Origin of the sequence: Pseudovibrio sp. Ad13 (genome assembly GCF_001623225.1) — a bacterium.
Lineage (GTDB): Bacteria > Pseudomonadota > Alphaproteobacteria > Rhizobiales > Stappiaceae > Pseudovibrio.
In genome coordinates, this window is record NZ_LMCC01000005.1 from 512962 (window position 1) to 536356 (window position 23395).

At 50.1% G+C, this 23395-nt stretch carries 22 protein-coding genes; 15 read left to right on the forward strand and 7 right to left on the reverse strand.

Going from position 1 to position 23395, the window contains the following annotated elements; all coding sequences use genetic code 11:
- Positions 1–136: 136 nt before the first annotated feature.
- The 3 genes from PsAD13_RS09140 (at position 137) to PsAD13_RS09150 (ending at position 2121) form a co-directional block, all read left to right on the forward strand.
- Positions 137–529 (forward strand): DUF4440 domain-containing protein, encoded by a 393-nt coding sequence (locus tag PsAD13_RS09140; protein WP_057464953.1) that lies wholly within the window; start codon positions 137–139, stop codon positions 527–529.
- Between the two features lie 300 nt (positions 530–829).
- A complete protein-coding gene (locus PsAD13_RS09145) occupies positions 830–1453 on the forward strand; it encodes a 2-hydroxychromene-2-carboxylate isomerase (RefSeq protein WP_063317928.1) in 624 nt (207 codons plus the stop codon).
- Between the two features lie 143 nt (positions 1454–1596).
- Entirely contained in the window at positions 1597–2121 is a 525-nt protein-coding gene (locus tag PsAD13_RS09150; protein WP_063317929.1) for a hypothetical protein, read from the forward strand.
- A 62-nt stretch (positions 2122–2183) separates the two neighbouring features.
- On the opposite strand, the gene PsAD13_RS09155 is transcribed toward PsAD13_RS09150, so the two are convergent.
- Positions 2184–3053 (reverse strand): thioesterase family protein, encoded by an 870-nt coding sequence (locus tag PsAD13_RS09155; RefSeq protein WP_057464956.1) that lies wholly within the window; start codon positions 3051–3053, stop codon positions 2184–2186.
- 69 nt (positions 3054–3122) lie between these two features.
- Complete coding sequence (locus PsAD13_RS09160) at positions 3123–4088, reverse strand: alpha/beta hydrolase (RefSeq protein ID WP_063317930.1); 966 nt, start codon at positions 4086–4088, stop codon at positions 3123–3125.
- A 204-nt stretch (positions 4089–4292) separates the two neighbouring features.
- Here PsAD13_RS09160 and PsAD13_RS09165 point away from each other — a divergent pair, with 204 nt between their 5' ends.
- Positions 4293–4697 carry a secondary thiamine-phosphate synthase enzyme YjbQ gene (locus PsAD13_RS09165; RefSeq protein WP_206599618.1) on the forward strand — a complete coding sequence of 135 codons (405 nt, stop codon included), beginning with the start codon at positions 4293–4295 and terminating at the stop codon, positions 4695–4697.
- Positions 4698–4710: 13 nt separating this feature from the next.
- On the opposite strand, the gene PsAD13_RS09170 is transcribed toward PsAD13_RS09165, so the two are convergent.
- The 3 genes from PsAD13_RS09170 to PsAD13_RS09180 all read right to left on the reverse strand — a co-directional run bounded on the left by PsAD13_RS09170 (position 4711) and on the right by PsAD13_RS09180 (position 7226).
- Entirely contained in the window at positions 4711–5073 is a 363-nt protein-coding gene (locus PsAD13_RS09170; protein ID WP_057464959.1) for a hypothetical protein, read from the reverse strand.
- A 147-nt stretch (positions 5074–5220) separates the two neighbouring features.
- Positions 5221–6933 carry a sodium:solute symporter gene (locus PsAD13_RS09175; protein WP_063317931.1) on the reverse strand — a complete coding sequence of 571 codons (1713 nt, stop codon included), beginning with the start codon at positions 6931–6933 and terminating at the stop codon, positions 5221–5223.
- A complete protein-coding gene (locus tag PsAD13_RS09180; RefSeq protein WP_208980478.1) occupies positions 6930–7226 on the reverse strand; it encodes a hypothetical protein in 297 nt (98 codons plus the stop codon). The genes PsAD13_RS09175 and PsAD13_RS09180 overlap by 4 nt, the downstream gene beginning before the upstream one ends.
- A 488-nt stretch (positions 7227–7714) precedes the next feature.
- On the opposite strand from PsAD13_RS09180, the gene PsAD13_RS09185 reads away from it, so the two are divergent.
- Positions 7715–8374: a response regulator transcription factor gene (locus PsAD13_RS09185; protein ID WP_008550072.1), complete on the forward strand. Its 660-nt coding sequence runs from the start codon at positions 7715–7717 to the stop codon at positions 8372–8374.
- Between the two features lie 84 nt (positions 8375–8458).
- On the opposite strand, the gene PsAD13_RS09190 is transcribed toward PsAD13_RS09185, so the two are convergent.
- On the reverse strand, positions 8459–11992 hold the full coding sequence (locus PsAD13_RS09190) for a PAS domain-containing hybrid sensor histidine kinase/response regulator (protein ID WP_208980477.1): 3534 nt from the start codon (positions 11990–11992) through the stop codon (positions 8459–8461).
- A 160-nt stretch (positions 11993–12152) separates the two neighbouring features.
- Here PsAD13_RS09190 and PsAD13_RS09195 point away from each other — a divergent pair, with 160 nt between their 5' ends.
- From PsAD13_RS09195 to PsAD13_RS09215, 5 genes are all read left to right on the forward strand, one after another.
- On the forward strand, positions 12153–12878 hold the full coding sequence (locus PsAD13_RS09195) for a hypothetical protein (protein WP_063292159.1): 726 nt from the start codon (positions 12153–12155) through the stop codon (positions 12876–12878).
- 534 nt (positions 12879–13412) lie between these two features.
- A complete protein-coding gene (locus PsAD13_RS09200) occupies positions 13413–14519 on the forward strand; it encodes a PAS domain S-box protein (RefSeq protein WP_063317932.1) in 1107 nt (368 codons plus the stop codon).
- Positions 14520–14571: 52 nt separating this feature from the next.
- Entirely contained in the window at positions 14572–15174 is a 603-nt protein-coding gene (locus PsAD13_RS09205) for a response regulator (RefSeq protein WP_181952038.1), read from the forward strand.
- Positions 15175–15346: 172 nt separating this feature from the next.
- Positions 15347–15682, forward strand: coding sequence for a response regulator (locus tag PsAD13_RS09210; RefSeq protein WP_057464964.1), 336 nt, complete (start codon positions 15347–15349; stop codon positions 15680–15682).
- Between the two features lie 235 nt (positions 15683–15917).
- The gene (locus PsAD13_RS09215; RefSeq protein WP_063287338.1) at positions 15918–16637 is read left to right on the forward strand and encodes a helix-turn-helix domain-containing protein; all 720 of its coding nucleotides are present in this window, start codon (positions 15918–15920) and stop codon (positions 16635–16637) included.
- A 151-nt stretch (positions 16638–16788) separates the two neighbouring features.
- On the opposite strand, the gene hemN is transcribed toward PsAD13_RS09215, so the two are convergent.
- Positions 16789–18138, reverse strand: a complete 1350-nt coding sequence (hemN, locus tag PsAD13_RS09220) for an oxygen-independent coproporphyrinogen III oxidase (RefSeq protein ID WP_063287339.1) — start codon at positions 18136–18138, stop codon at positions 16789–16791.
- Between the two features lie 215 nt (positions 18139–18353).
- Here hemN and PsAD13_RS09225 point away from each other — a divergent pair, with 215 nt between their 5' ends.
- The 5 genes from PsAD13_RS09225 to ccoP all read left to right on the forward strand — a co-directional run bounded on the left by PsAD13_RS09225 (position 18354) and on the right by ccoP (position 23271).
- Positions 18354–19466 carry an AbrB family transcriptional regulator gene (locus PsAD13_RS09225; RefSeq protein ID WP_063317933.1) on the forward strand — a complete coding sequence of 371 codons (1113 nt, stop codon included), beginning with the start codon at positions 18354–18356 and terminating at the stop codon, positions 19464–19466.
- A gap of 359 nt (positions 19467–19825) precedes the next feature.
- Complete coding sequence (gene ccoN, locus PsAD13_RS09230; RefSeq protein ID WP_057464968.1) at positions 19826–21478, forward strand: cytochrome-c oxidase, cbb3-type subunit I; 1653 nt, start codon at positions 19826–19828, stop codon at positions 21476–21478.
- A 14-nt stretch (positions 21479–21492) separates the two neighbouring features.
- A complete protein-coding gene (gene ccoO / locus PsAD13_RS09235; RefSeq protein ID WP_057464969.1) occupies positions 21493–22227 on the forward strand; it encodes a cytochrome-c oxidase, cbb3-type subunit II in 735 nt (244 codons plus the stop codon).
- A gap of 10 nt (positions 22228–22237) precedes the next feature.
- Positions 22238–22396 carry a cbb3-type cytochrome c oxidase subunit 3 gene (locus PsAD13_RS09240; RefSeq protein WP_057464970.1) on the forward strand — a complete coding sequence of 53 codons (159 nt, stop codon included), beginning with the start codon at positions 22238–22240 and terminating at the stop codon, positions 22394–22396.
- On the forward strand, positions 22396–23271 hold the full coding sequence (gene ccoP, locus PsAD13_RS09245; protein ID WP_057464971.1) for a cytochrome-c oxidase, cbb3-type subunit III: 876 nt from the start codon (positions 22396–22398) through the stop codon (positions 23269–23271). The genes PsAD13_RS09240 and ccoP overlap by 1 nt, the downstream gene beginning before the upstream one ends.
- Positions 23272–23395: the final 124 nt, after the last annotated feature.

Sequence of the window (23395 nt, forward strand, 5' to 3'; positions counted from 1 at the left end):
GAAATTTGTTTCCTTCTGAAAAAAGGACTGGCAAACTGAGCCCTATCCACGGCATATAAGGGAAAACGGGCTCCAGAAGCCTTACCTTCGTGAAAAATGCTGGCACATCAATAAGCTGGGAAAAGGGGCAGTCACTATGAGTGTTCAGGACGAAACAGAACTAATGCTCTCCGAGTTGTTTGATAGCTATGCAGATGCCTATGAGGATTATGACGCCGGGCTGATTGCAGATTGCTTTGCATTTCCCTGTGTAATCTGGCAGCTGGAAGAAGGCCATGTCTTCAACGACAAGGCAGAGCTTTGCGAGAACATCGAAGCACTCTTGGAAGTGCACCGCGAGCATTATGTAACCTCTTCCATCTACGAAGTGGTGTCCTCTCACATCTCCGGCTCCACCGCGAGCGTCAGCCTCGACTGGCAGCAGGAAGATGACGAAGGCGAAGCAGTCTTCGATTTCACTTGCCACTATCTGCTTATCAACATCGAAGGCCGGTGGAAGATCGCAAGCATTGTGAACGAGCCTGCCTGATTGAATTCGGCTCAGCAATGAAGAATGAAGCTCCCGACTGCAAAGTTTGGGGGCTTTTTTGTAACCAACGCACAAAAAACGCCTTTAACGCAAACCAACGCACATAAGAACGCAAAGCTGAGTTCTGATGTGTATCCGACTCCAATGTGACCGGTTTTCAGATAAACATCCGTAAAAACAAAACTCTACAGCTGCTCATACGGTCTGCGCGTTTTTGTGAACGCCAACACAGGGCTTTCTCATTGAAATCTATCTGTTTTTGCAACAGGATAGGCTGAGTGTATACATTGGGGAACAATCATGACTGCACAGATCGATTACTTCTATACGCACCTGTCGCCATGGGCGTATCTGGGCCATCAGGAGTTTCTGCGCATCGCGGAAAACTATGATGTCACAGTGACCTTTCGGCCAGTCAATCTCGCTGTCTTGTTCCCGCTGACAGGCGGTTTGCCTCTGGGCAAACGCCATCCGGCCCGCCAGAAGTATCGGTTTATTGAGCTTCAGCGCTGGGCAGAAAAGCGCAGCGTTTCAATGAACTACAAGCCAGCCCATTTCCCGGCGGACATCGCGCTGGCAGATTCCATCGCAATTCGTCTGCAGGAGCAGGGCGGCCCGGTTGGCACTTATTCCCAGAAAGTCTTTGAAGCGGTCTGGCAAAAAGACCTCAACGCAGCCGATGAAAACGTCCTCACAGCCATCCTGAATGAGCTCGGTCTGGACGCGGATAACCTCATCACGGCTGGAAAGTCTGATGAGATGCTGGAAGCTTACACAGTCAACTCCCGCATGGCTGAAACGGCAAATGCGGTCGGTTCACCAACCTATCTGCTCAACTCCGAACCATTTTGGGGACAAGACCGCCTCGACCTTCTGGAAGATGCGTTGAAAAGTGGCCGCGGCCCTTATCAAAGCCTCGAGTAGTTCCCATTTCACACCTATGTCTGATCGGATGGTCAAGGCGCTCTGATTGCTGTTAAACTGAAAGCCATATCTGCCAGCAGGTATGGCGCTGCAATCTCCAGCTGCTCTAAATCGTTGATTTGAAACAGAGATGGGAAGAAATCGTGAAACAGTCTTATCTGGCCAGTGGAATCCTTGCGGTCACCTTTGCGCTGAGTGGACAAAGCGCATTTGCCCAAAGTGAGCAGGATGTTCCCGTTCGCTTTGAAATGCAGCAGACGGATAAAGGACTGATCCGCCTCGACACCCGCACGGGGATAGTCTCACTCTGCGCCACCAAGGCCGAAAAACTCGTCTGCCAGCCTTCCCTCGACGGCATCATGGTCTACGAGGACGAAATCACCCGTCTGGAAGCAGAAAACAACAAGATGCGTCAAGAACTTAGACGCATCTCCGAAGCACTTGCTACCCTGACCGAAGACGCCAGCATCGCCGCCATCAAACCCGAAGCAGGCCTCGACCTCTCCATCGCCAAACAACAGGAAGAAGGCTGGTTCGGCGATGAAGAAGAACAAAAACTGGAAGAAGCACTGGAGTTTACCGAAAACGCCATGCGCCGTTTCTTCTCTGTTGTCGAAGAAATGAAAGACGATTTCCAGAAAGGCGAAAACGAACAGCCAGCGCAGTAACAAGCGGGCATAAAAAAACCGCCTTCAAAGGAAGGCGGTTCTTAACGCGTTGATCGCAAAGCTTACTGTGTTTGTAAGGCCACCAGTGCTGTGCGGAAATCTGCTGTCAGAGGAACAGTCTTACGGCTGTTCAGATCCATGCTGATAGACACCTGATCACACACCGCCGCCAAACGCTTGGTACGAGATTCAAATAGATGATGGCGGATCGTGAAGGTGTTTTCCTGAACGCTGGTCAGCGTAGAAATCACCAGACCCATATCCCCCAGCTTCAGCGGGCTGATCCAGGAAAGCTTCTGCTCCAGAGCAACCCGGCCATATTCATTCTCATCCAACCACGCCGTGTTCATCGGAGTCCGCTCCCACACATGCGCCGCTGCATCAGAGAAGCAGGCAAGTGCAAATGCGTCTTCAGCTTTCTGTTCAGCATTCAGATTCCGTGGCAGAACTGTTGAGCGGCCAGTAATCTGCGCACCGCTCTTGAGCAAATCATCAATGGTTGGTTTGCCAGAGAACGGGCTTGGAGAGATGCCACGTGGAACCGCTGGCTTGGAGATATTCTCCTCAACATCTTTGAAGCGCGCCCGCAACTGCTTTGCAGAACTAGGATTTGGCGTATAGCCATCAATCGCGGTTGCGCAGATCTCCCCGGTGGAGCCTTCAATCATTTCATGCACAACAGAGAGCATGTGCGGCCCGTCAAAGGCCACATAAGACTTCACGGTAATCAGGGATGCAGCAACCAGCTCTGCATGGTAACGCACGTGCCGAACACGGCGCGCACCAACCAGTGCTTCGCTAAATCCGGTCATCATTCTGAATTGACGGTCAGCTTCTTCAAATTTGGAGAAGTAAAACTGCACGTTCAAATGGTCGTTCTCGTCGCATTCCCATGTATTCACAAACGAGAGAAGTGTTTCTAAGCTTGCCATATCCAACCCTTTGTGCAGCCTCGGTCCATAAGCGCTACTGCGATAACCCACCAATTATTAATAATTAGGTCAGGTCGAACCGAATTTCGTCCGAAAAAAACTATCTATCCTTTGGGTGCTCAGCTTGGCAAGAGCAAGATCAAAACTTTGAAAAACATGACATCCATGGGGATAAACCTCAAGTGAAGTCTCCACTTCAGCAGATTTCAACCTGGACGCGAGAAAACAAGTATCATCCAGTAGTGGATCTTCTGTACCTACACTTAGCAGTGTTGGTGGCAATCCTTCCAGCCGGGCATACAAAGGAGAAACAGCTGGTTCCTCCACGTTTTCCTCGCCAAGCAGAAAATGCCTCCCGAACATTTGAAGGTCACGGGTTGTCGGAAAAAGTACCTCTTCACCCCAGAGGCGGGCAGATGGTGTAAGCCCGATGTCATACCAACCTGATAACAAAACCAACGCCTTAAAGGGGATCATCCCATGCCTGTCCCGCAGACGCAGGGCGGTCGTAAGGGCCAATGTCGCACCAGCACTTTCCCCGGTCAAAGCAAAGGCATCCCAGCCATATTGGCTCGCACCTTCATTCAAAACCCAATGGCAAGCCGCCTCACAATCATCTGGTCCTTGCGGGAAAGGATGTTCCGGAGCAAGGCGATATTCAACTGAAACTACGTCAAGCCCAGTGTTGTTTGCCATGTTCTCCAGATAAGGATCCTGAAAGGAAGCAGAGCCGAAAACAAACCCTCCACCATGGAAATGAATTATCACACCTTTTGATGAGTTTTTATCAGCTTTGAAGAGCCGTAGGGGAATAGAACCATGCTGCCCTTCAATCTCCAGATCTTCAGCTTGCTCCGAGTAGGTGGGGATAGGAAACGCACCAAGCCCCTGTAACCGGCGTTCACGGGTGACAGTAGGGGGGAAACTCCATGGATCAGGAAGCGCGCGCAGCTGCTCCGTCATTTCCTTGTTAAATGCCTTTGCTTCAGCGACGGCCTCTTGACTTATCGACAGAGGAGCGAAATTCTCAGACATGTAGTTTCTCCGGAAGCGACAATAAAATGTTGCCAATATGTTTGTTATAGAAGTTGTCGCGCAATCTCGCGTCAATGACAACGACACGATCTTAATTAACGAATAATAAGGGGATGGATTTCGAGCATGTCGGGTTGGTCAAAAACGAAGAACAGCTGCGAAGTCTGGACCATTGATAGTGGTCAGACGCAGCTTTCTCAGTCCATGGGACGACTGGTGTTCATGACGGAGGGATTGGGCTTTTATGAAGTCACCAAAGAGATCCGGGAATGGGCCAAGGCGCTCCAATTAAAAGATGGATTGCTCACATTATTCGTTCGCCACACTTCGGCCTCTGTCACCATACAGGAAAATGCTGATCCGACTGTTCTGCAGGACCTGCAAAAGGCCCTGACAAATCTCGCGCCTGAAAATGGTGGGTGGCTCCATTCCTATGAAGGCCCGGACGATATGCCTGCGCACATCAAGACCATGCTCACAGGAGTATCTCTGCAAATACCGGTGGTCGACGGCGAGTTGGATTTGGGGACCTGGCAGGGGATCTACTTGATCGAACATAGAAGAGCGCCGCATCGACGCTCCATGACCCTGCATTATCTTGGTTCCTGACGACTGACAGCCCTCAGTCAGAAATACTAGCCACAACGCTGACGAACCAGAGCCCTAGAGCGATAACCATCGCCCGCTTGGAATACTCATGATAGGCGGTGCGTAGCGCGTCGCTTTGCATTTTGTTTGGGTCTTGCCCGCTGCTGTCCTGCCCCTTGATCAAGGCCCACGCATCATCGCCGTCATGCTTACCGTTTGGCATAATCCAGGCTTTGTAAACAAGAACAGCACTCAGAGTGATTGCAAGCATAGCGCCTGTACGGAAAGAACTGGCCGGATCAAAGCTGAGCGCTGCCATAATCAGGAGCACGCCGAGGCAATAAAATCCGCAGATACGAGCAACACTGGCACGGGCAGCACGTTGTAAAGCGTCCATAGGTTTCTCCTAGGCTTCTATTGGAGATAAACTATAGACGCAGCTCTATTGAATTCGACTTAGCGGAAGTTGTAAATTTGAATCGGCGTAAATGGACTACAAACGACGGTCAGTGCTTGTAAGAGTTTACTTACAACTTTCTGAAAATTACATCTTAATCTCTATGAGTTCTTCCGGTTCATCCTTGTCAGAAGTGTCAGGTAGATCTATCGAGAGGTCTCGTTCGCCTGGTTGCTCCAATAAACTTGCCAGATAAAAATGACGCTCATCCTCGGAAAAAGTAACGTAGGAAAGTGAGATTCCGACAGCAAATCCTAAGAACACACCGAGCAATCCGCCCATCTCAGCAGGAAAACCAAACCAGAAGCCCGTGGAACCACTGGTCACGGCAAGAGCGTAAAACAGGGTTGCCAAGCTGCCTGAGAGCATTGCACTGTATGCCGCTGTTGCGTGAAATCTGCTCCACCAGCATGAAAGTACAAGCACAGGAAAGAAGGCTGCAGCTGCAAGGGAGAGCGACAATGTCAGCATGTCTAAGAACAACAAACTCTCGCTATAGGCAAGATAGGTGACAAAGGCACAGATCACCAGAACCACAACACGTGCCAGCACGATTTTCTGGTTGAGTGAGGCACGCGGCAACACCAAAGTCTCAATGAGATCTCGCGAAACGCTTGTTGAAAGCGTCATCAAGAGTGCAGAACTTGCAGCAAGTGCGGCTGCAACAATCCCAGACCTGATCAACGCCGCAATGAGACCGCTTTGATGGCCCTGATCAAGTGCATTCGGCCCAAGCAGGTTCTGAAGCCGTTCATCTGCCAGCAACAGGAAATAGGCCGACCCAACAACCATCAGGAGCAAAAGGAAAGAAAGAGAATATCCGGCAGCGCGACGAGCAGATGCTGAACTTCCTGTTCCCTGGAACTTGCTGAGAAGGTGGGGAAGGCTAGCCATGCCAATAGCAAAGAAGAGAGCTGTGCCAATCAACGGCCAGAGACCGCCAGCATATGGCCCCTGCATCAGGAACCAGCCGATACTTGTATTCTCAATATCAATGATCGCGGCGAGTTGCTCTGTGAGCGAAGTACTGACAACACTGGTGAAACCAACATTCTCGGAAACCATAGGTGAGGTTAGCTGGTCTAAACCAAGCAGGATGACTGGCGAAAGGCAGGCAAACACCATCAGCACACCTTGCAGAGCCTGTGTCCACACAGCTCCGCTGATACCACCAAGCACAACAGAAATGAGCAACACCATTGAAAAGAGCAGAATGCCCGTCGTTGAGGTCGCGTTGAGAGATGTTGCCAGAACCTGACCACCAATCAGCATCTCGGTGCACAGGAGAGGAATACCAACGAGAACAACCAGACCACTGGCAATCAACCGCACCAAATTGCTCTGCAAACGGACACCCAGAAACTCCGGAACCGTCGCCGAACCAAACTTCCTGAGAGGAGAGGCAAAGAGCACTGCACATAAGACAAGACTGCTCACCCATCCTAAAACAATTGGGAAGCTGATGTATTCTGGCAAGAAAACCACAGAGAGGAACAGGGGAAAGAAGCTGCCACCAACAAAGCACGCAGCTAAGGTCACACCTGTCAGGCCTGCCGGCACATTCTTGCCGCCCCAATGATACTCAGAGAGCTTCATCGTCCGCGCCAGAATACCCACCATGGCAAATACCAGCAATGGCAGCAAAGCCATCAACGCTTCGATGAGCACGACAACAACGCCAGCTTTTTCCATAACAGCGAGTAGACCGGTCAGCAAAAAGAGTGCGAGCGTGAACAGACAAAGCGCAAGCGGAAGGCCTTTGTATTGTGAAGGATGAGGATCGAGGCTGGAGAGTGTCATGATGTGCTCCCCTGTTGCTGAGAAGAGCCTGTGTTGCTTTCATCAAGCCTGTCTTGTGCGCCGCAAAACCACGAGATCAGGATACTGGCGACAAAAAACAGGAGGCACCCCCACACATAACTGTTTGATAGAGAACCCAAAAGCCCACTCAACTCATTTTGAGGCGCATTTGGATCAGAGCCGGGTGCTCCATAATAGACAGCGATGCCAAAGAAGATGAGCCAGAGAATGAGCGTTGCAGCCATGAGTGCACGAGTTTTGGTCCAATAGGCGACTCTATTTGGTGTACGCACTCCCACCTCCAGTAATGATTACCCAACGTATACATACTCTACAGTCCCCCAAGCGAACCGCTAGACTAAAATTCTACTACCTAATACTAATCCCCAATCCTCGAAGTTCAGAAAACAGAAAACCGCAGGATTTGGGAGACCCATACTTTGGGAGCAACTCTTGAGTTCTATGCATGCCTTCTTGCAATATCTTAATGATTACTGACGGTTTTGTGGTAAAAGTGCGTGAGATGAGTGAAAACAATCAACTTCATGCTTGCCAGCACCTCCCTGTTTCGCATAATGCTTTTGTATAGGGGGATGCGACCGGTTGAGACTCTGCGGAGTTCTAAGGTTGTAAAATATCTATCGTGGCGTTTTGGGAGAGCTGCGAAAATCTCGTTCAAGCTCCCAAGGCGTCGAAAACTGTACATCTGATGATCTTATTTCGACGAGACGGATCGAAGGTCATTAGAGGCAGTCCACGACAAGAAATGGAGGAGCACAGCGTGCACAACGCGGTCCACCGCTTTATTATCGCTGATGACCACCCGCTGTTCCGTGGTGCAATGCGTCAAACAATCGAGAAACAGTTCGCATCGGTAAAGATTATCGAGGCTGGGAGCCTTGATGAAGTCACCGCTGCTCTCGATCGGGAGGAAGACGTAGACATGATCCTTCTGGATCTGTCCATGCCGGGCATGCGAGGGTTCTCTGGATTAATGTACTTGCGTGCTCAATATGTGGGTGTGCCAATTGTTGTCGTTTCCGGAACAGAAGATCCGACTACAATTCGCAGTGCCATTGAGTTTGGTGCGTCCGGGTATATTCCAAAGTCACTTGGTATTGATGTTATTCAGGATGGTGTTTCAGTAGTTCTGGAGGGAGGCGTTTGGATTCCACCAGACATTGACCTGAACACCGTTGATGAAGCAACCAAAATGGCTCAGCGTCTGGCCTCTTTGACACCGCAGCAAGTGCGCGTGTTGATGATGCTTTCGCAAGGTTTGCTGAACAAGCAGATCGCCTATGAATTGTCTGTATCGGAAGCGACTGTAAAAGCGCATGTTTCTGCTATTTTGCAGAAGCTTGGCGTTGAAAGTCGGACACAGGCAGTCATTGCAGCGGCAAAGATCGAAGCAGGTCAGTGGCAAAGCATTGCTGGCTAGGGATTCTTCGAGTTGATCTACGAAAAAAGGCGCTCTTTGGAGCGCCTTTTTTGTTGGCAACGCAAATGTGCCACCCATGAAAGATCATGTGTCTCCTAGAGCTGCCTTACACCGCATCAGGTGTGCTCGGAGTACCGCTGGCTTCAGCGGCTTATGGATCATCTCCATATCTTTGTCAGAGGCCTCTGTTCGCACTTCTGCCGTTCTGTCTGCCGTAATAAGCATGGCAGGGAAGTGCACGCCAAACTTCCAACGCAGGTGAACAACGGCTTCAATGCCAGTCCCCTGATCCAGATGGTAATCTGCCAGAATGATGTCTGGTTGCGTCTTACTGGCATAGATTGCCTTGGCAGCATCCTGCGCATTTGGAGCCGTCAGCACGTTACATTTCCATGTACGCAACAAAGACTCCATACCCTCCAGAATCTGCGGTTCATTATCGATAGCCAGCACATTGAGACCAGCCAGCTGACTGACGATAGCACTAGGCTGAGCTTGTTTTGCAGCAACCGGTACGCTCATAGCTTCTTTAATGGCAAGAGAGAAGCGAGAGCCTTTCCCATCCTGAGACTTGAGTGCCACGTTGAGCGCCAACACCTTACTAATGCGTTCTACGATAGAAAGGCCCAGCCCAAGCCCGGAGGCAATGCGTGCGCCATCATCAAGGCGGCGGAATTCCTTGAAAATCAGCTCCTGCTGCTTTTCTGGAATGCCGATCCCACTGTCGTAGACCTCAATATTTGTCATATTGTTCTTCGTCTTGCGAACACCAACTACGACGCCACCTTTTGTGGTGTACTTCAACCCATTCGAAATGAGGTTCTGCAGCAAACGCCGCAAAAGACGTCGATCTGAGCGCACACAAACATCTGTGCTGCGGATTGTGAGCTTGAGCCCTTTTTCCTTGGCAATTGGAGTAAACTCTACGCGTAATGGATTGAGAATATCATCAAGGCGGAATGTCGAAATCTCTGCCTTGAACGCTCGGGTATCCAGACGGGAAATATCGAGTACAGCACCAATGATCTCTTCTACAGACTCCAGCGATGCCTCGATATTGCTAACCAGTTTGCGGTCTTCCGGGTCTCCGTCCATGAAACGATCAGTCAAGGTAGAAGAATAAAGTCGTGCTGCATTCAACGGCTGTAAAATGTCATGGCTTGCAGCAGCCAGGAACCGCGTTTTGTCCTGATAAGCCAGCTCAGCCGTCTTCTTGGCAGTCTCGAGCTGCTCATTCACCTTCGTCAGCTCTTCAGTCCGGTCACGAACCCGCTGCTCCAAATTCTCATTGGCGCGGGCAAGAGCTTCCTCTGCAAAAACACGCTCAGTAATATCAGTGTAACTGGTAACTAGGCCACCATAGGGCATTGGGCTGGTGCGCACTTCCAGCACCGTTCCAGTGCTGACCAGGTGCTCCTGATAGGTCTCTTGGCGATTGATGAAGTTGTGCATGCGCAGGCCGACAATCTCGTCAACGTCGCCATCACCAAACTCGCCTGCCTCTGCAATATGGCGGATCATCTCTTCAAGCGAAGTGCCAACTTGTCCAAATTTGGCCGGCAACATCAGCATTTCGCGATACTGCCGATTCCAGCAGATCAGGCGCAAGTCCTTGTCATAAACGGAGATACCCTGCCGCACTTGGTCCAGCGCGATCTGCAAAAGATCGCGGTTATATTGGATGGCCTCGGTCGCATCATCCAGCAGTTTGATGGCTTCCTGAGTGCCCGGGTCCCGCCGTTTGAGCAGAAGAGAAAGCACCAGTCGTGCGGATGCTGATCCGATTGCACTGGCAAGCAGTTGCTCGGAAAAACGCAGGATCACGGCATCGGCTTCTTCGCTGCTGTCAATCGTGATGCGATGCTCCGCAGCATAAGTATCAAAGGAGCGCTGTGTCCGCTCTTCTCCAACATAACGAGAAATCGTTGCTTGTAGATCTCCGATCGTCACTGTTGTCCGCAGTTTCCGCAGGGCAGGGGCCTGTGCAATCCCAGTGGGCACAAAAGTGTTGGCCTGAATGCGCTCAATCGCAGTCGGTTGCCGCGTGAGCGAGAAGACCACGTAAAACAGCAGTCCTGACAAAAGGCTCCAGAGCACACCGTGCACAAACGGATCCATATCAAGGTAAAGCAATGCTTCAGGCTTCAGGAACCCTATGCCGAACGGGCCGTTACTAAGGATGTTTGAGCCAAAGATACTCTCCCGCGCAAAGACAGGAAGCAGTAGCGTGTAGAACCAGACTGCAAATCCAGCCGTCATACTGGCAATTGCGCCGCGCGCCGTCGCTCTGCGCCAGATTAAGCCGCCGATAAAGGCAGGAGCGAACTGTGCAATTGCTGCAAAAGAAAGAAGGCCGATGCTCGAAAGAGCCGCGCTATCACCCGCAACGCGATAGTAGACATAACTTCCCAGAATGACGAGGAAGATCGACATGCGCCGAATGCCCAGTACCAGCTGGCTCATGTCTTCGCCTGAAGTCGAAATGATCTCGTCTTCACTACGCCGACGCAGAATAATCGGCATCACCAGATCGTTGGAAACCATGATGGAAAGCGCAACGGTGGTCACAATCACCATGGCTGTTGCTGCAGAAAGACCACCAATAAACACCAGCAGGGTCAACCAGTCAGCATCATAAGCACGAGGCAGCGCCAGCACGAACATGTCCGGGTCGACCGTGTTGCCCAAAATAGTCATACCTGCAAGGGCAATGGGCACGACGAACAGATTGATAGCGATCAGGTAACTTGGAAACAGCCATGTCGCCCGTTTCAACTCAGCTTCACTGTTGTATTCCGTCACAGTCACATGGAACTGGCGCGGCAGAAGCACAATCGAGAATAAAGACAGGAGCGTGATAACTGCCCACTTGCTGGCATTGATATTCGTGAACAGGTCCTGTGAGCTGTTGGTGTTAGCAAAGGAAGCGTGCAGGAGATCCCATGGCCCATCAAACAGCATGAAGGTAACCCAAATGCCGATCGCAAGAAAAGCAACGAGCTTAACAACAGCTTCAGTCGCGATGGATAGCATCAAGCCTTCTTGGTGCTCTGTTGCATCAATATGGCGGGTGCCGAATAACCACGTAAACACAGCCATGAAAATGGCGATCATCAGTGTCTCATCACCAAAGATCGAAATCTCCGCATCATCAAGCGACAATAAGGGATGCAGCACAATCGTGCCGACAGACAGATCCAGCGCCTTCAGTTGAAGGGCGATGTAGGGGATCATGCCGATAAAGGCGATCAATGTGACAATCGCGCCAACCATAGGGTTTTTGCCATACCTAGCGGCAATAAAGTCGGCAACGGAAGTAATCTTTTCTGCCTTCGCAAGTTGGATCACCCGCAGGATCAGCGGAAACCCAAAAGCGAACACGAGGATAGGCCCGAGGTAAATGGCAATAAACTCGAAACCATTTCTCGAAGCAGATCCGACAGATCCAAAAAATGTCCATGATGTACAGTAAACGGAGAGTGAGAGGGCATAGATGAGTGGCCGCCCTCTTGTCTTTTTAACGCGGTTCTTGGCGACTTTGTCACCGTAACTCGCGATAACAAATAAGAGCAGTATATATGCCAAAGCGACAAGGACTACGATCCAACCTTGAAGCATGCTTCCCCCGCCGGACTGGTAGGTCCGTTACTTCCATTAAGTGTTTTTTGTCTCTCAATGTTGCACAGTTGACCGATCTTTTGTGAAAGGCAAGAGTTCAATACGAGTTATTGCGTCTTTGTAACCGTAGATTTTTCCGACCGCGACGAAAGGCTATGAGTTGGGACAACAACGCAATTCTACCAAAGAGAACCTGCTGGGTGCCTTTGAAAATATCGAGAATGTATCTCTCGACAGTCCAAGCTGGCTGAAGCGCATCTATGCTTTCTTCTTTTATAGATCCGACTTGGATACCCTTCTTAAGTTAAAGGGGTATCTTGGGCGCAGTGCGGCGTACCTGACTTATAAGAATGTGCAGGAATACTCCCGCTCTCGGGCTGGTGTTCATTGGAAGACACTGCTTGACGAGGAAGATTTTCAGCAGGCTCTCGAAGCCTCTCGCTGGAGCTCCTTCTCCATCACTGTGGAGCTCGTCGGCGAAATGGCTCTCATTGTGTTGCGGCAAAAAACGAGAATGGACCCGCAGGATCTTGCTGGCATGATCGGGCAGCTGCTCAAGGAAATCCTAGTCGAACATCAGGAAGCTTCCGTTTGTTCGGCGCAGGAATGGAATGCCTTAGCTCAGAACATGTCGACCAAAATGCGTACGGATGCTCTAGTGCCAGCCCGCAGTGTTGCAGACATTGCGGCTACACAGGTCTCGAAGATCTTTTGTAGCCTACCGGTTCACAAACGTCTGCATGGTCATGATGAGCTGTTGCTTCTCAACGGATTGCGATTGAACCTTTTGCAACTGCAGCATGAGTTTTCAATACGTGCCAACTTCAAAGCACTTACAGAACTGGCACAAAACCATCAGATCCGATCTCCTGACCCCGATTTGTGAGTGCGAAATAAAATTTCAATCGCCGCACACGACTCAAGGAAGGAGGCTTCGATACCGGGCGAAAAGAGCCTGAAACGTTGTGCTACGGTGGAAAACCTGGGCTCAGAGTATGATATATCCTGCGACATATACGCGCCGTATAGGTGAACACGCTTACTACTTTTGGTTTACTCTACTTAGTCTTATTCCAAATTCCGCAATGATTTTGCGTCGCGACCCAAAACTCGTAAAATAATATTTTACATAAACTAACCTAAGGGTTCTCTGGGTTTTACAATAGGTAAATGCATTATCTAGCCGGAGGGCAGCCTCGCTCCCGATGTCTTCAAACTCTAGATTTACACGCTCAGGTTTAGAGAACGCTCGTCTCCTACATAATATATCAATGAATTAGCGGGAATTAATCGTTAAATCAGTCGCAGGCTAGGTGATTGACCTAGCTCAGGCCATGGGATAGCTGATTAGTCAAAATACCCATCTAGATGCCCGTTTAGATAAGCGTACGGGTGCGCCTACAACAACTAGGAAACTACTATGGTCTCCTCTTCATGCTTGCACAGTGTTCTGGATACAGCCGTTAATGGCATCATCGTCATTGATGATAACGGAACGATCCTGATCTATAACCGTGCTTGCGAGAACATGTTTGGCTACAAGAGCGCCGAAGTCGTTGGCAAGAATGTCAACACACTGATGCCGAGCGCCACTGCTAAGCAGCATGACCAGTTCATTCAGAACTATCTGAAATCCGGAGACCCGAAAGTTGTCGGCATTGGCCGCGAAGTCGTCGGTCGCCATAAAGACGGAACCGAAATTCCAATAGAACTGTCCGTTGGCGAAGCTCAGACAGAAAGCGGTCATCAGTTCATTGGCGTCCTGAAAGATCTTCGGGCAACCAAGGAATATGAAGAACGCCTTCGTGTGCTGCAATCTAACCTGGTGACGATGACCCGCGTGAACGCGTTGGACGAAATGGGCGCAGCGATTGCTCACGAGGTTAATCAGCCACTCACTGCTCTGATGCTCTATCTGCAAACGGCAGCGCGTCGTGCAAGAGCTGCCGATCAGCCTGATGATCCTATGATCAGCCTAATGGGTAAGGCTGTGGTGGAGGCTGAACGTGCTGGTCAGATCATCCAGCGGATGCGTAACTTTGTCGAACGACAGGCTCCGCAATGCATCGGAACTGGTCTTGCAACACTCATTGATGATTGCCTTGAGCTCGTTCGGGTAGGGCACGAAGCGGATGATGTCGAGTTCATCTCTACTTTCGTGGACTATAACTACCAGCTTGAGTTGGACTCCGTACAAATACAACAGATTCTTGTAAACTTGATCCGAAATGCCGGCGAAGCCGTAAAGGATCAACCTGTTAAGCAAGTAGTTGTTTCTGTCGAACGTGACGATGACAATGTGTTTGTTAAGGTTATGGACACCGGACCAGGGCTGGATGAGGAAGCAGTGTCGCACCTTTTCAAGGCCTTTACTGGGACAAAGCGGCGCGGTTTAGGTATTGGACTTGCGATTTCTCGGAGTATAGCCCAAAACCATGGTGGCGATTTACTTGTTGAGCCATATGAGGAAGGTAAAGGTGCAACCTTCACTTTGAGGCTCCCGGTAAACTCAAAAGCAACAAGCTAAGCTGAAGCTGTTGTTTAGAACAACAAGAATAAGGACCTGAGCAATCATGACCATGCCGTCTGTGATCCATATTGTTGACGATGACCCAGCGGTTCGCGACGCGCTTTCTCTGCTGTTTGAAACAGAAGGGTTTCGCGTAAAATCCTTTGCGAATGCTGAAGAGTTTCTTGGTGGGGTAGAAGAAGAAACACCGAACTGTGTTCTTCTTGACGTTCATATGCCAGGACGCTCAGGCATTGATATTCTGAAAAGCCTGAATGGTGAGAACTTCCCTGCACCAATCTTTATCATTTCCGGTCAGGGTGATATCCCAATGGCTGTTGAAGCGATCAAATCAGGCGCTTACGACTTCATTGAAAAGCCATTTGACGTTGAATCTATCATTTCCCGTGTGCGTGAAGCTGTTTCCAGAAACGCGCAGGCGAGTGGTGCAAATACACTGACATTCCCTGGCGCAGAAACTTTGACGCCACGCGAACGTCAGGTGCTGACTGAGATCACTGCTGGTTCTTCCAATAAGGAAGCTGGTAGAAACCTCAAGATCTCTCCACGTACTGTTGAAGTTCACCGCGCGCGCATCATGGAAAAACTTGGTGCACGTAATGCTGCGGATCTCGTCCGCATCGTCCTCACAGGTGAGCCACCAGCTGCTTGATGTAGCGCAACTTCATAGGGAATGACTGGCTATACTTTCGGCCAATCTTGTTATTCCCGAGTGTTACTACGCATTACAAGACCCCGGCGCTTGGTTATGGTGACTGGTGAGACAAAGTGCTGCACCTTTGTGCTTTGTCTCATGAGCTACGAGAACAACGCTGGGGTTTGTTGTGATCTATATTGTCGAAGATGATGTATCTGTGCGAGATGCAATTGCCAGGATGTTTGAGAGCCTCGAGCTCTCATGCGCTGCTTTTGCAGATGGAGAATCGTTTCTCTCAGATGCTTCACCTCGTATAGATGACACTGTCTTTGTTGATCTGCACCTTCCCGGATTGGCGGGATCTGATCTGATTGAGAAGGTTGCTGCTTTGGATGAGGCGCCACAAATTGTCGCAATCAGCGGCCAGCCTCTCTGGAAGATCACGCGAGATTTGCCAAAAATCACCACAACGCCTGTTGTTCGTAAGCCATTGAAAGAACAGGATTTATTGGTGTACGTGTAAACTTGATCTAACGCAAAATTTCGATTGTTTCAGATCAAATTACTAAGATATGAACCTGCTCCATAAGTTTTAATGCGTATTTTGACGTTGCATTCTAATCAGTAAATCTGCATCAACAGGTCAGGCAAGCAATGACGGATGTTTGCCATGGCCAAGCGGCATTTAGAGAATAGACGAATAGTTCTCGCTACTTGCCCAGGCACGATGTTTGCGGAGATATCCGCGAGGAGGGATTATGGTATCGGCCACATTGACAAAGCTTAGCGACCTTGATGGCCAGGCACCATTCAACGGTTGTCAGGAAAACTTCAAGCAGCCAGAAGCCGCGGGAAAGCATCTTGGTCGTAAGCAGCGTTTGTCTGCGCATGACGTGCTTTTCTATGAAGGTGATAAGGCAGAGCGCCTCTATGAAGTCGTGCGTGGGGTTATGATGCTCTACAAGCTGCTTCCGGACGGACGTCGCCAGGTGGTCTATATTCTGCGTGAAGGCGATATGCTCGGTTTCTCTAACCGTGACTTCTTTGACTGCACGGCTGAAGCGCTGACCGAAGTTGAGCTGCAGGTTTTCGAAAGCCGCGAGATCTCTACTTCTCCGATGATGCAGCACTATGTAAATCGTTGCTTGCTGTCCCAGATGGAGATCCTTCACGAGCACACAGTTCTGCTGGGCCGTAAATCCGCACTGGAGCGCGTTTCTACCTTTCTAATGAGCTTGGTGCCAAACCGTGGTGGACACGGCTGCTCAGGCCCGAATGAAGAGGGTCGACCAGATACCAAGACTGTTGCTCTGTCTATGACCCGTCAGGAAATCGCTGACTATCTAGGTCTGACCATTGAAACCGTAAGCCGTGTGATCTCTCAGTTGAAGCGTCGCGGCCTGATCAAGGTTGAAAAACAGGACAGCATCCACATCACCAACATTTGTGGCATCTGTCAGCTGACTGGTATGCACTAAGAAGCTCACTTCTAGAGCAAAGATGTCCTGATAAGGCATCCGCAGTACATGAATGAAACAGGCGCTGAAAACTCAGCGCCTTTTTTGTTGTATGGACAAAAGAAAAGCGGCCCATAAAGGCCGCTTCTTTCATCTTTGGATCAGATCGGGATTATACCGCGACAGAGTGCTGTGCTTGCTGAGTTGCAAGGTAAGTATCAAACGCCGCTGCCACGACGCGAACATAGCGTCGGCCTGCATCTGTCACTGTAACAACCGTTCCCTCAAGGGTCGCAACGCCATCATCGATCATTTCCTGCATCTCAGCTGGAATGCTGTCAAACTCACTGACGGGCAATCCGTGCTTTTCTGCAGTGGCTGCGTAATCGACCTCATAGTAGGTCATCAGCTGCATGATGATTTCAGCACGGCACAGATCGACCTGATCAACGGCAATGCCTTTCTTGATCGGCAGTACATCATCAACAACCATACGCTCCCATTCGCGAGCTGATGGTGTCGTTTGCACATAGCCCTGTGGCAAGAAGCCGATAGAGCTGCAACCGAAGCCGATCAAGGTATCAGCAGTGTCGGTGGTGTACCCTTGGAAGTTCCGGCGTAGGCGGCCTTCCTTCAAGGCGATTGCCATCTCGTCCGTTGGCAGAGCAAAGTGGTCAAGACCGATCACTTCATAGCCTGCATCGACAAGCGCATCGCGAGAAACGTCTGAAAGACGGATACGCTCGTTCGCGCCTGGCAGGTTCTCTTCTTTGATCAGCTGTTGGTGTTTCTTGAACCAAGGCACGTGCGCGTAACCGAACAGAGCAACACGGCCCGGCGCAAGTTCTTTGGTGTACTCAACTGTCTCGCGAATTGTCTGCTCAGATTGTCCCGGTAACCCATACATCAAATCAAAATTGATATCGTTCAATCCAACATTACGAAGAGCGGTAACAGCCTTCATCACTGTTTTGTAGGGCTGAATGCGGCCAATCTGTTTCTGAACGTCTTCATCAAAGTCCTGAACGCCCAGACTGGTCCGTGTGATGCCAGCCATCTTAAGTGTCTCGGCCAGATAATCACCAACGGTTCTCGGATCGAGCTCGATCGCGTGCTCAATGTCCTCGGAGAAAACGAAGTTGTCCTTCAGCTTTTCGACAATCTTCAGAAAGGCTTCGCGCGGAACGAGGCTTGGTGTGCCGCCACCCCAATGGATGTGGTGCACCAGACGGCCTGTACCAAGGCGCTTCAGCACAAGGTCGATCTCTTTGAGCATCAACTCCACATACGCAAGCACCGGCGCCATCTTGCGTGTCGCCTTGGTGTTACATCCGCAGTAATGGCACATTTCCTGACAAAACGGCACATGCAGATAAAGCGACAAAGGAGTGTCATGAGGAATACTCTCCAGCCAGTCACCATAGAGAGATGGCGTCACAGCTTCACTGAAGTGAGGAGCTGTTGGATAGGAGGTATAACGGGGTACGTTCAAGGACGCATATTTTTGCTCTAGATCGGTCATGACGCTACCATACGCAAATGGACTAATTGAACTTTGATCCCTGTCAACAACACTGAGTTTTTAAAAAACTCAAGTCCCTTCAAGCAATTCGTGGCTGTTTGCGAACAGTTCTAAACTCTCTGATTGAAATTATATATTGATTGGTTCTATCAAGATTGATCATATGAATTGCGATTTGTACTTCTTGTGTCGTGACGACATGAGGAGGTAAAGCCGTGAGCGGAAAAGACATTCTGAGTTTAATTGGAGTTCTTGCGCTTGGAGGGGCAGGAGCAGCTGTCTTTGAACTGCTTTCTCTTCCTGCTGGTTTTCTGGCAGGGCCGATGGGTGTCTTGGTTCTGGCGAAATCTCTTTCTCTGCCTTTGATCGCTAATCAGGATTTCACGTTTCCTAAGCATCTAACCTCCACAAATTCCATATTTATCGGAGCTGCAATGGGGACTGCTGTCTCTCCAGATTTCTGGGAGGGGGCCTCTTTGTGGCCTTTGTCGATGTTAGCACTGGGTGCTGTTGTCGGCGGCATCACCACAACGGTCTACCTTTACGCTTACAAAAAATGCAAATGGGGTAGGGATGAGGCATTCTTCGCAGGTTTGCCGGGCGCACTGGGAATGACGGCTGCGCTCGCCCTTGAGAGGGGAGCGCCCATGGACCGAATTATGATTGTCCAGCTCGTGCGCCTCTTCCTTTTGATTGCTGTTCTGCCTTTGATTGTCACAAATATGGTCGATTCAAATGAGGTAGCCGACGTTATAACTAAAGATGCCGAAGTGGCGTTCAGTCCAACGGTTGTAGTTGAACTCATAGCTGCTCTTCTGATCTGCACGATCTTTGCAATGCTGGCCTTAAGGCTGAAGGCGCCTGCTGGGCTGCTCACCGGGGCATTCTTTGCCAGTGCTGCTCTTAACTCCACGGGGATTTTAGAGTTTACCTTGCCTGCTTGGCTTGCCATACCTTGCTACGTAATCATGGGAACCAATGTAGGCCTCTATATTGGGAAAATGGAAAGCAGCACCCTAAAGCCCATGCTTGGCACGTCTCTTGTGGTGTTTGCGATCAGTCTGTCAGTTGCGCTAACAGGGGCGCTGGTGACGTCTTGGGCTCTGGACATCTCATTCGATAAGGTTTTTCTGGCCTTTGCTCCCGGAGGTATGGAAGCAATGCTTCTTATATCGATCCTGCTGGACATTGATCCGGTGTTCGTTGCCACCCACCAGTTAGCTCGCTTTATGGGACTTTTAGCGTTCATGCCGGTTGTGACCAGATACGTGCTGGGGCCAACCTGCGCGCAAAAAACAGATCCTACGGAAAATTCGGTTGCCACCTAGGTCGAGTTTCGCTGCGAGAGTTTGGTGCGCTGCGGTATGAAATTGAGAACTTATCTAGCTAATCATGATTCTATGTATGCGTGCCGCCTCCGCTTCACCTATCAAATTACGCTAACTTTCTCAGGAACCAGTGAAACTCGCTTCAAGCTGCGCCAAAACAACGCATCTTGCCCTAAATTCATGTAATATATGACGAAAACCCAATAATGGGGGGTGTAGTTGCGAATTAGAGTAATTTTATTTTTTTTGTTCGAGTTCTTTTTGACATGTATCAAGGGCGGGGCAATTTGCCACCCATAGAACTATGCTCAAGTAGTCCTATCTGGACGAACTTGTTTACTTTATATGGGGCGAACATCATGGGTGAGCGGAAAGTCAGATATCTGTCACTTGAAGAAGGCGGTTACACCGTACTTCTTTTGGTAGCAGCGATTTTCTGTCTGATCATTGCAGGGAAAACCTGGGATCAGGTCTTGGCATTTCATACCGCTTTGATTGCATTAGCATCACTGGCGGGTATCTTCTTTATTTTTCGCCGATACTTCGACGGAAATAACAGTCCGGCACCGTTAGAGATTAACGGCAAACCGAACTATAATATGGGGCCCGTAAAATTTGCGACTTGGGCTTCTGTTTTTTGGGGTATCGCAGGCTTTTCCGTCGGCGTGATTATCGCTTCGCAGTTGGCATTCCCAGCGTTGAACTTTGATCTGCCTTGGACCAATTTTGGGCGTCTCCGTCCTCTCCATACTTCAGCCGTGATTTTCGCATTTGGCGGAAACGTGTTGATTGCAACATCGTTCTACGTTGTGCAGCGCACGTGTCAGGCCCGTCTGATGGGTACGATTTCGCCTTGGTTTGTTGTTCTGGGTTATAATCTGTTCATCGTTGTTGCGGGTACAGGTTACCTGCTTGGTGTTACACAGAGTAAAGAATACGCCGAACCAGAATGGTACGCAGATTTGCTGCTGACTATTGTCTGGGTGGCCTACCTGTTGACATTCTTGGGGCCAATCTGGCGTCGCAAAGAAGCTCACATTTACGTAGCGAACTGGTTCTACCTCGCGTTTATCGTGACAATTGCAGTTCTGCATTTGTTCAACAACGCGTCTATTCCTGTCAGCATCTACTCCACTAAATCCTATATTGTTTGGGGCGGCGTTCAAGATGCGATGGTGCAGTGGTGGTATGGCCATAACGCTGTTGGCTTCTTCCTGACTGCTGGCTTCCTGGCAATCATGTATTACTTTATTCCAAAGCGTGCTGAGCGTCCGGTGTATTCTTACCGTCTGTCAATCGTGCACTTTTGGGCTCTGATCTTCCTATACATCTGGGCTGGTCCTCACCACTTGCACTACACGTCTCTACCTCAGTGGGCGGGCACGCTCGGTATGACCTTCTCCATCATCCTTTGGATGCCTTCCTGGGGTGGTATGATCAACGGTCTGATGACTCTGTCAGGTGCTTGGGACAAACTGCGGACAGATCCTGTTCTGCGTATGATGGTTGTTTCCGTTGCATTCTACGGCATGGCGACCTTCGAAGGACCTCTGATGTCCATCCGTGCTGTGAACGGTCTGTCACACTACACTGACTGGACGATTGGTCACGTACACGCTGGCGCACTCGGCTGGGTTGGTTACATCTCCTTCGGTGCTCTGTATTGTCTGGTTCCTTGGCTTTACAATAAGTCATTGTACTCTTTGCGCTTGGTTAATTGGCACTTCTGGGTCTCTACACTTGGCATCGTGTTCTATATCTGTTCAATGTGGGTATCCGGCATTATGCAGGGTCTGATGTGGCGTGCTTACGACAGCCTCGGCTTCCTTGAGTACTCCTTCATCGAAACAGTTGATGCGATGTACCCGTTCTATGTCATGCGTGCATTCGGCGGTCTGCTCTTCCTCGCAGGTGCTCTCGTCATGGTTTACAACCTCGTAATGACAGTTCGTGCCGGTGAAGCAGTTGAGAGCGAAGGTGCAGGTCAACCTGCTCTGACGCCAGCGGAATAATCGGGAGATCACGAATGTCTGCTTGGAAAAAACACCAAATCTTCGAGAAAAACTCGCTGATCCTGATTGTTGGCATCATCATCATGATCTCAATCGGCGGTCTCGTGGAAATCGTGCCTCTTTTTTACCTGAAAAGCACGATTGAGAAAACTGAGGGCATGCGCCCTTACACTCCGCTTGAGCTTGTTGGACGTAACATCTATGTGCGTGAAGGCTGTTATGCATGTCACTCACAGCAGATCCGTCCAATGCGCGACGAGTTGGAGCGCTACGGCAACTACTCGCTGGCAGCGGAATCCATGTACGATCGTCCATTCCAATGGGGTTCTAAGCGTACTGGTCCTGACCTCGCTCGTGTAGGCGGCAAGTACTCTGATGAGTGGCAGCGTGATCACCTGATCAACCCACGCTCAGTGTCTCCGACCTCAGTGATGCCTGGCTACCCATTCCTGATGGATGCCAAGCTCTCTACAATCGAGATCGAGAACCATCTGAAAGTGAATGCATTGTACGGTGTTCCTTATTCCGAGGAACAGATTGCAAACGCAAAAGTGGATCTCCTCGCTCAGGCCGAGCCTGATAGTGATGCAGCGGAAGTGTTCGAAGAGCGTTACCCAGATGTTCTCATCCGCGACTTTGACGGCAACGCCAAAGAAGTGACTGAGATGGATGCACTTGTGGCTTATCTGCAGATGCTTGGCACACTCGTAGACTTTAGCCTCTACGACGAAAAAGCCAACTTGCGCTAAGGAGAAGATGATGGACGCGACTTACACCGCTCTTGCACACTTCGCGCAAACTGGTGGCCTGCTCTATTTCATGGCAATCTTTGCAGGCGTAGTTCTTTACGCTTGCTGGCCAAGCAATGGGGAGCGCTTTAACGATGCTTCACAGATCCCGCTGCGGGAGGACGATTAATGGCTGAGCACAAAAAGGAAATCGACCAGGTAACGGGTGTCGAAACCACTGGTCACGAATGGGATGGCCTGAAGGAACTCAATCATCCGCTCCCTAAGTGGTGGCTCTATATGTTCTACGGCACCATCGTATGGTCCGTAATCTACTGGATCCTCATGCCAAGTTGGCCATTGGTCAACGGCTATACAAAAGGTCTTCTGAACTACAGCCAGCGTGCGGTTGCAACGGAGAACTTTGATGTAGCGGCTGCAGAGCGCGCAGAAACCGGCAAGATGCTTCTCGAAGCATCTCTCGAAGAAATTCGTGATACTCCGGAACTGCTCGAGTTTGCTATGGCTCAGGGTGAAGTGGCATTCGGTGACAACTGCGCACCTTGTCATGGAACTGGTGCGACAGGCTTTGAAGGCTATCCTAACCTTCAGGACGACAGCTGGATCTGGGGTGGTGACTTGGACACCCTCTCAACCACGATCTCTTATGGTGTTCGTTCAGAACATGACGAAACCCGGTATGCGGAAATGCCTGCATTCGGCCGTGATGAGCTACTTGAAAAAGAAGAGATTGTTCAGGTTGCGAACTATGTTGGTTCTATAGCAGGTCTTCCAACACAAGAAGGCGTTGATCTGGAAGCAGGCAAAGTGATCTATGAAGAGAACTGTGCTGCCTGTCATATGGAAAACGCTAAGGGTGATCTGGAAACAGGTTCTCCGAACCTGACAGCACCAACCTATCTCTATGGCAAGTCCGTAGAAGACATCATCGCGCAGGTGAATGCACCACGTCACGGTGTGATGCCTGCATGGATCGATCGTCTGGGTGAAACCACAGTTAAATCACTGGCTGTGTACGTTCACTCACTCGGTGGCGGTCAATAAGATCTCTGAATATTTTTGAGATGACGACACAAGCGAGGACGCGTAAGTGCCCTCGCTTCACTTGCACAAAGCACATCGCCAACTGAGGAAGACATTATGTCTAGCCAAGTTGAACCCATCGATA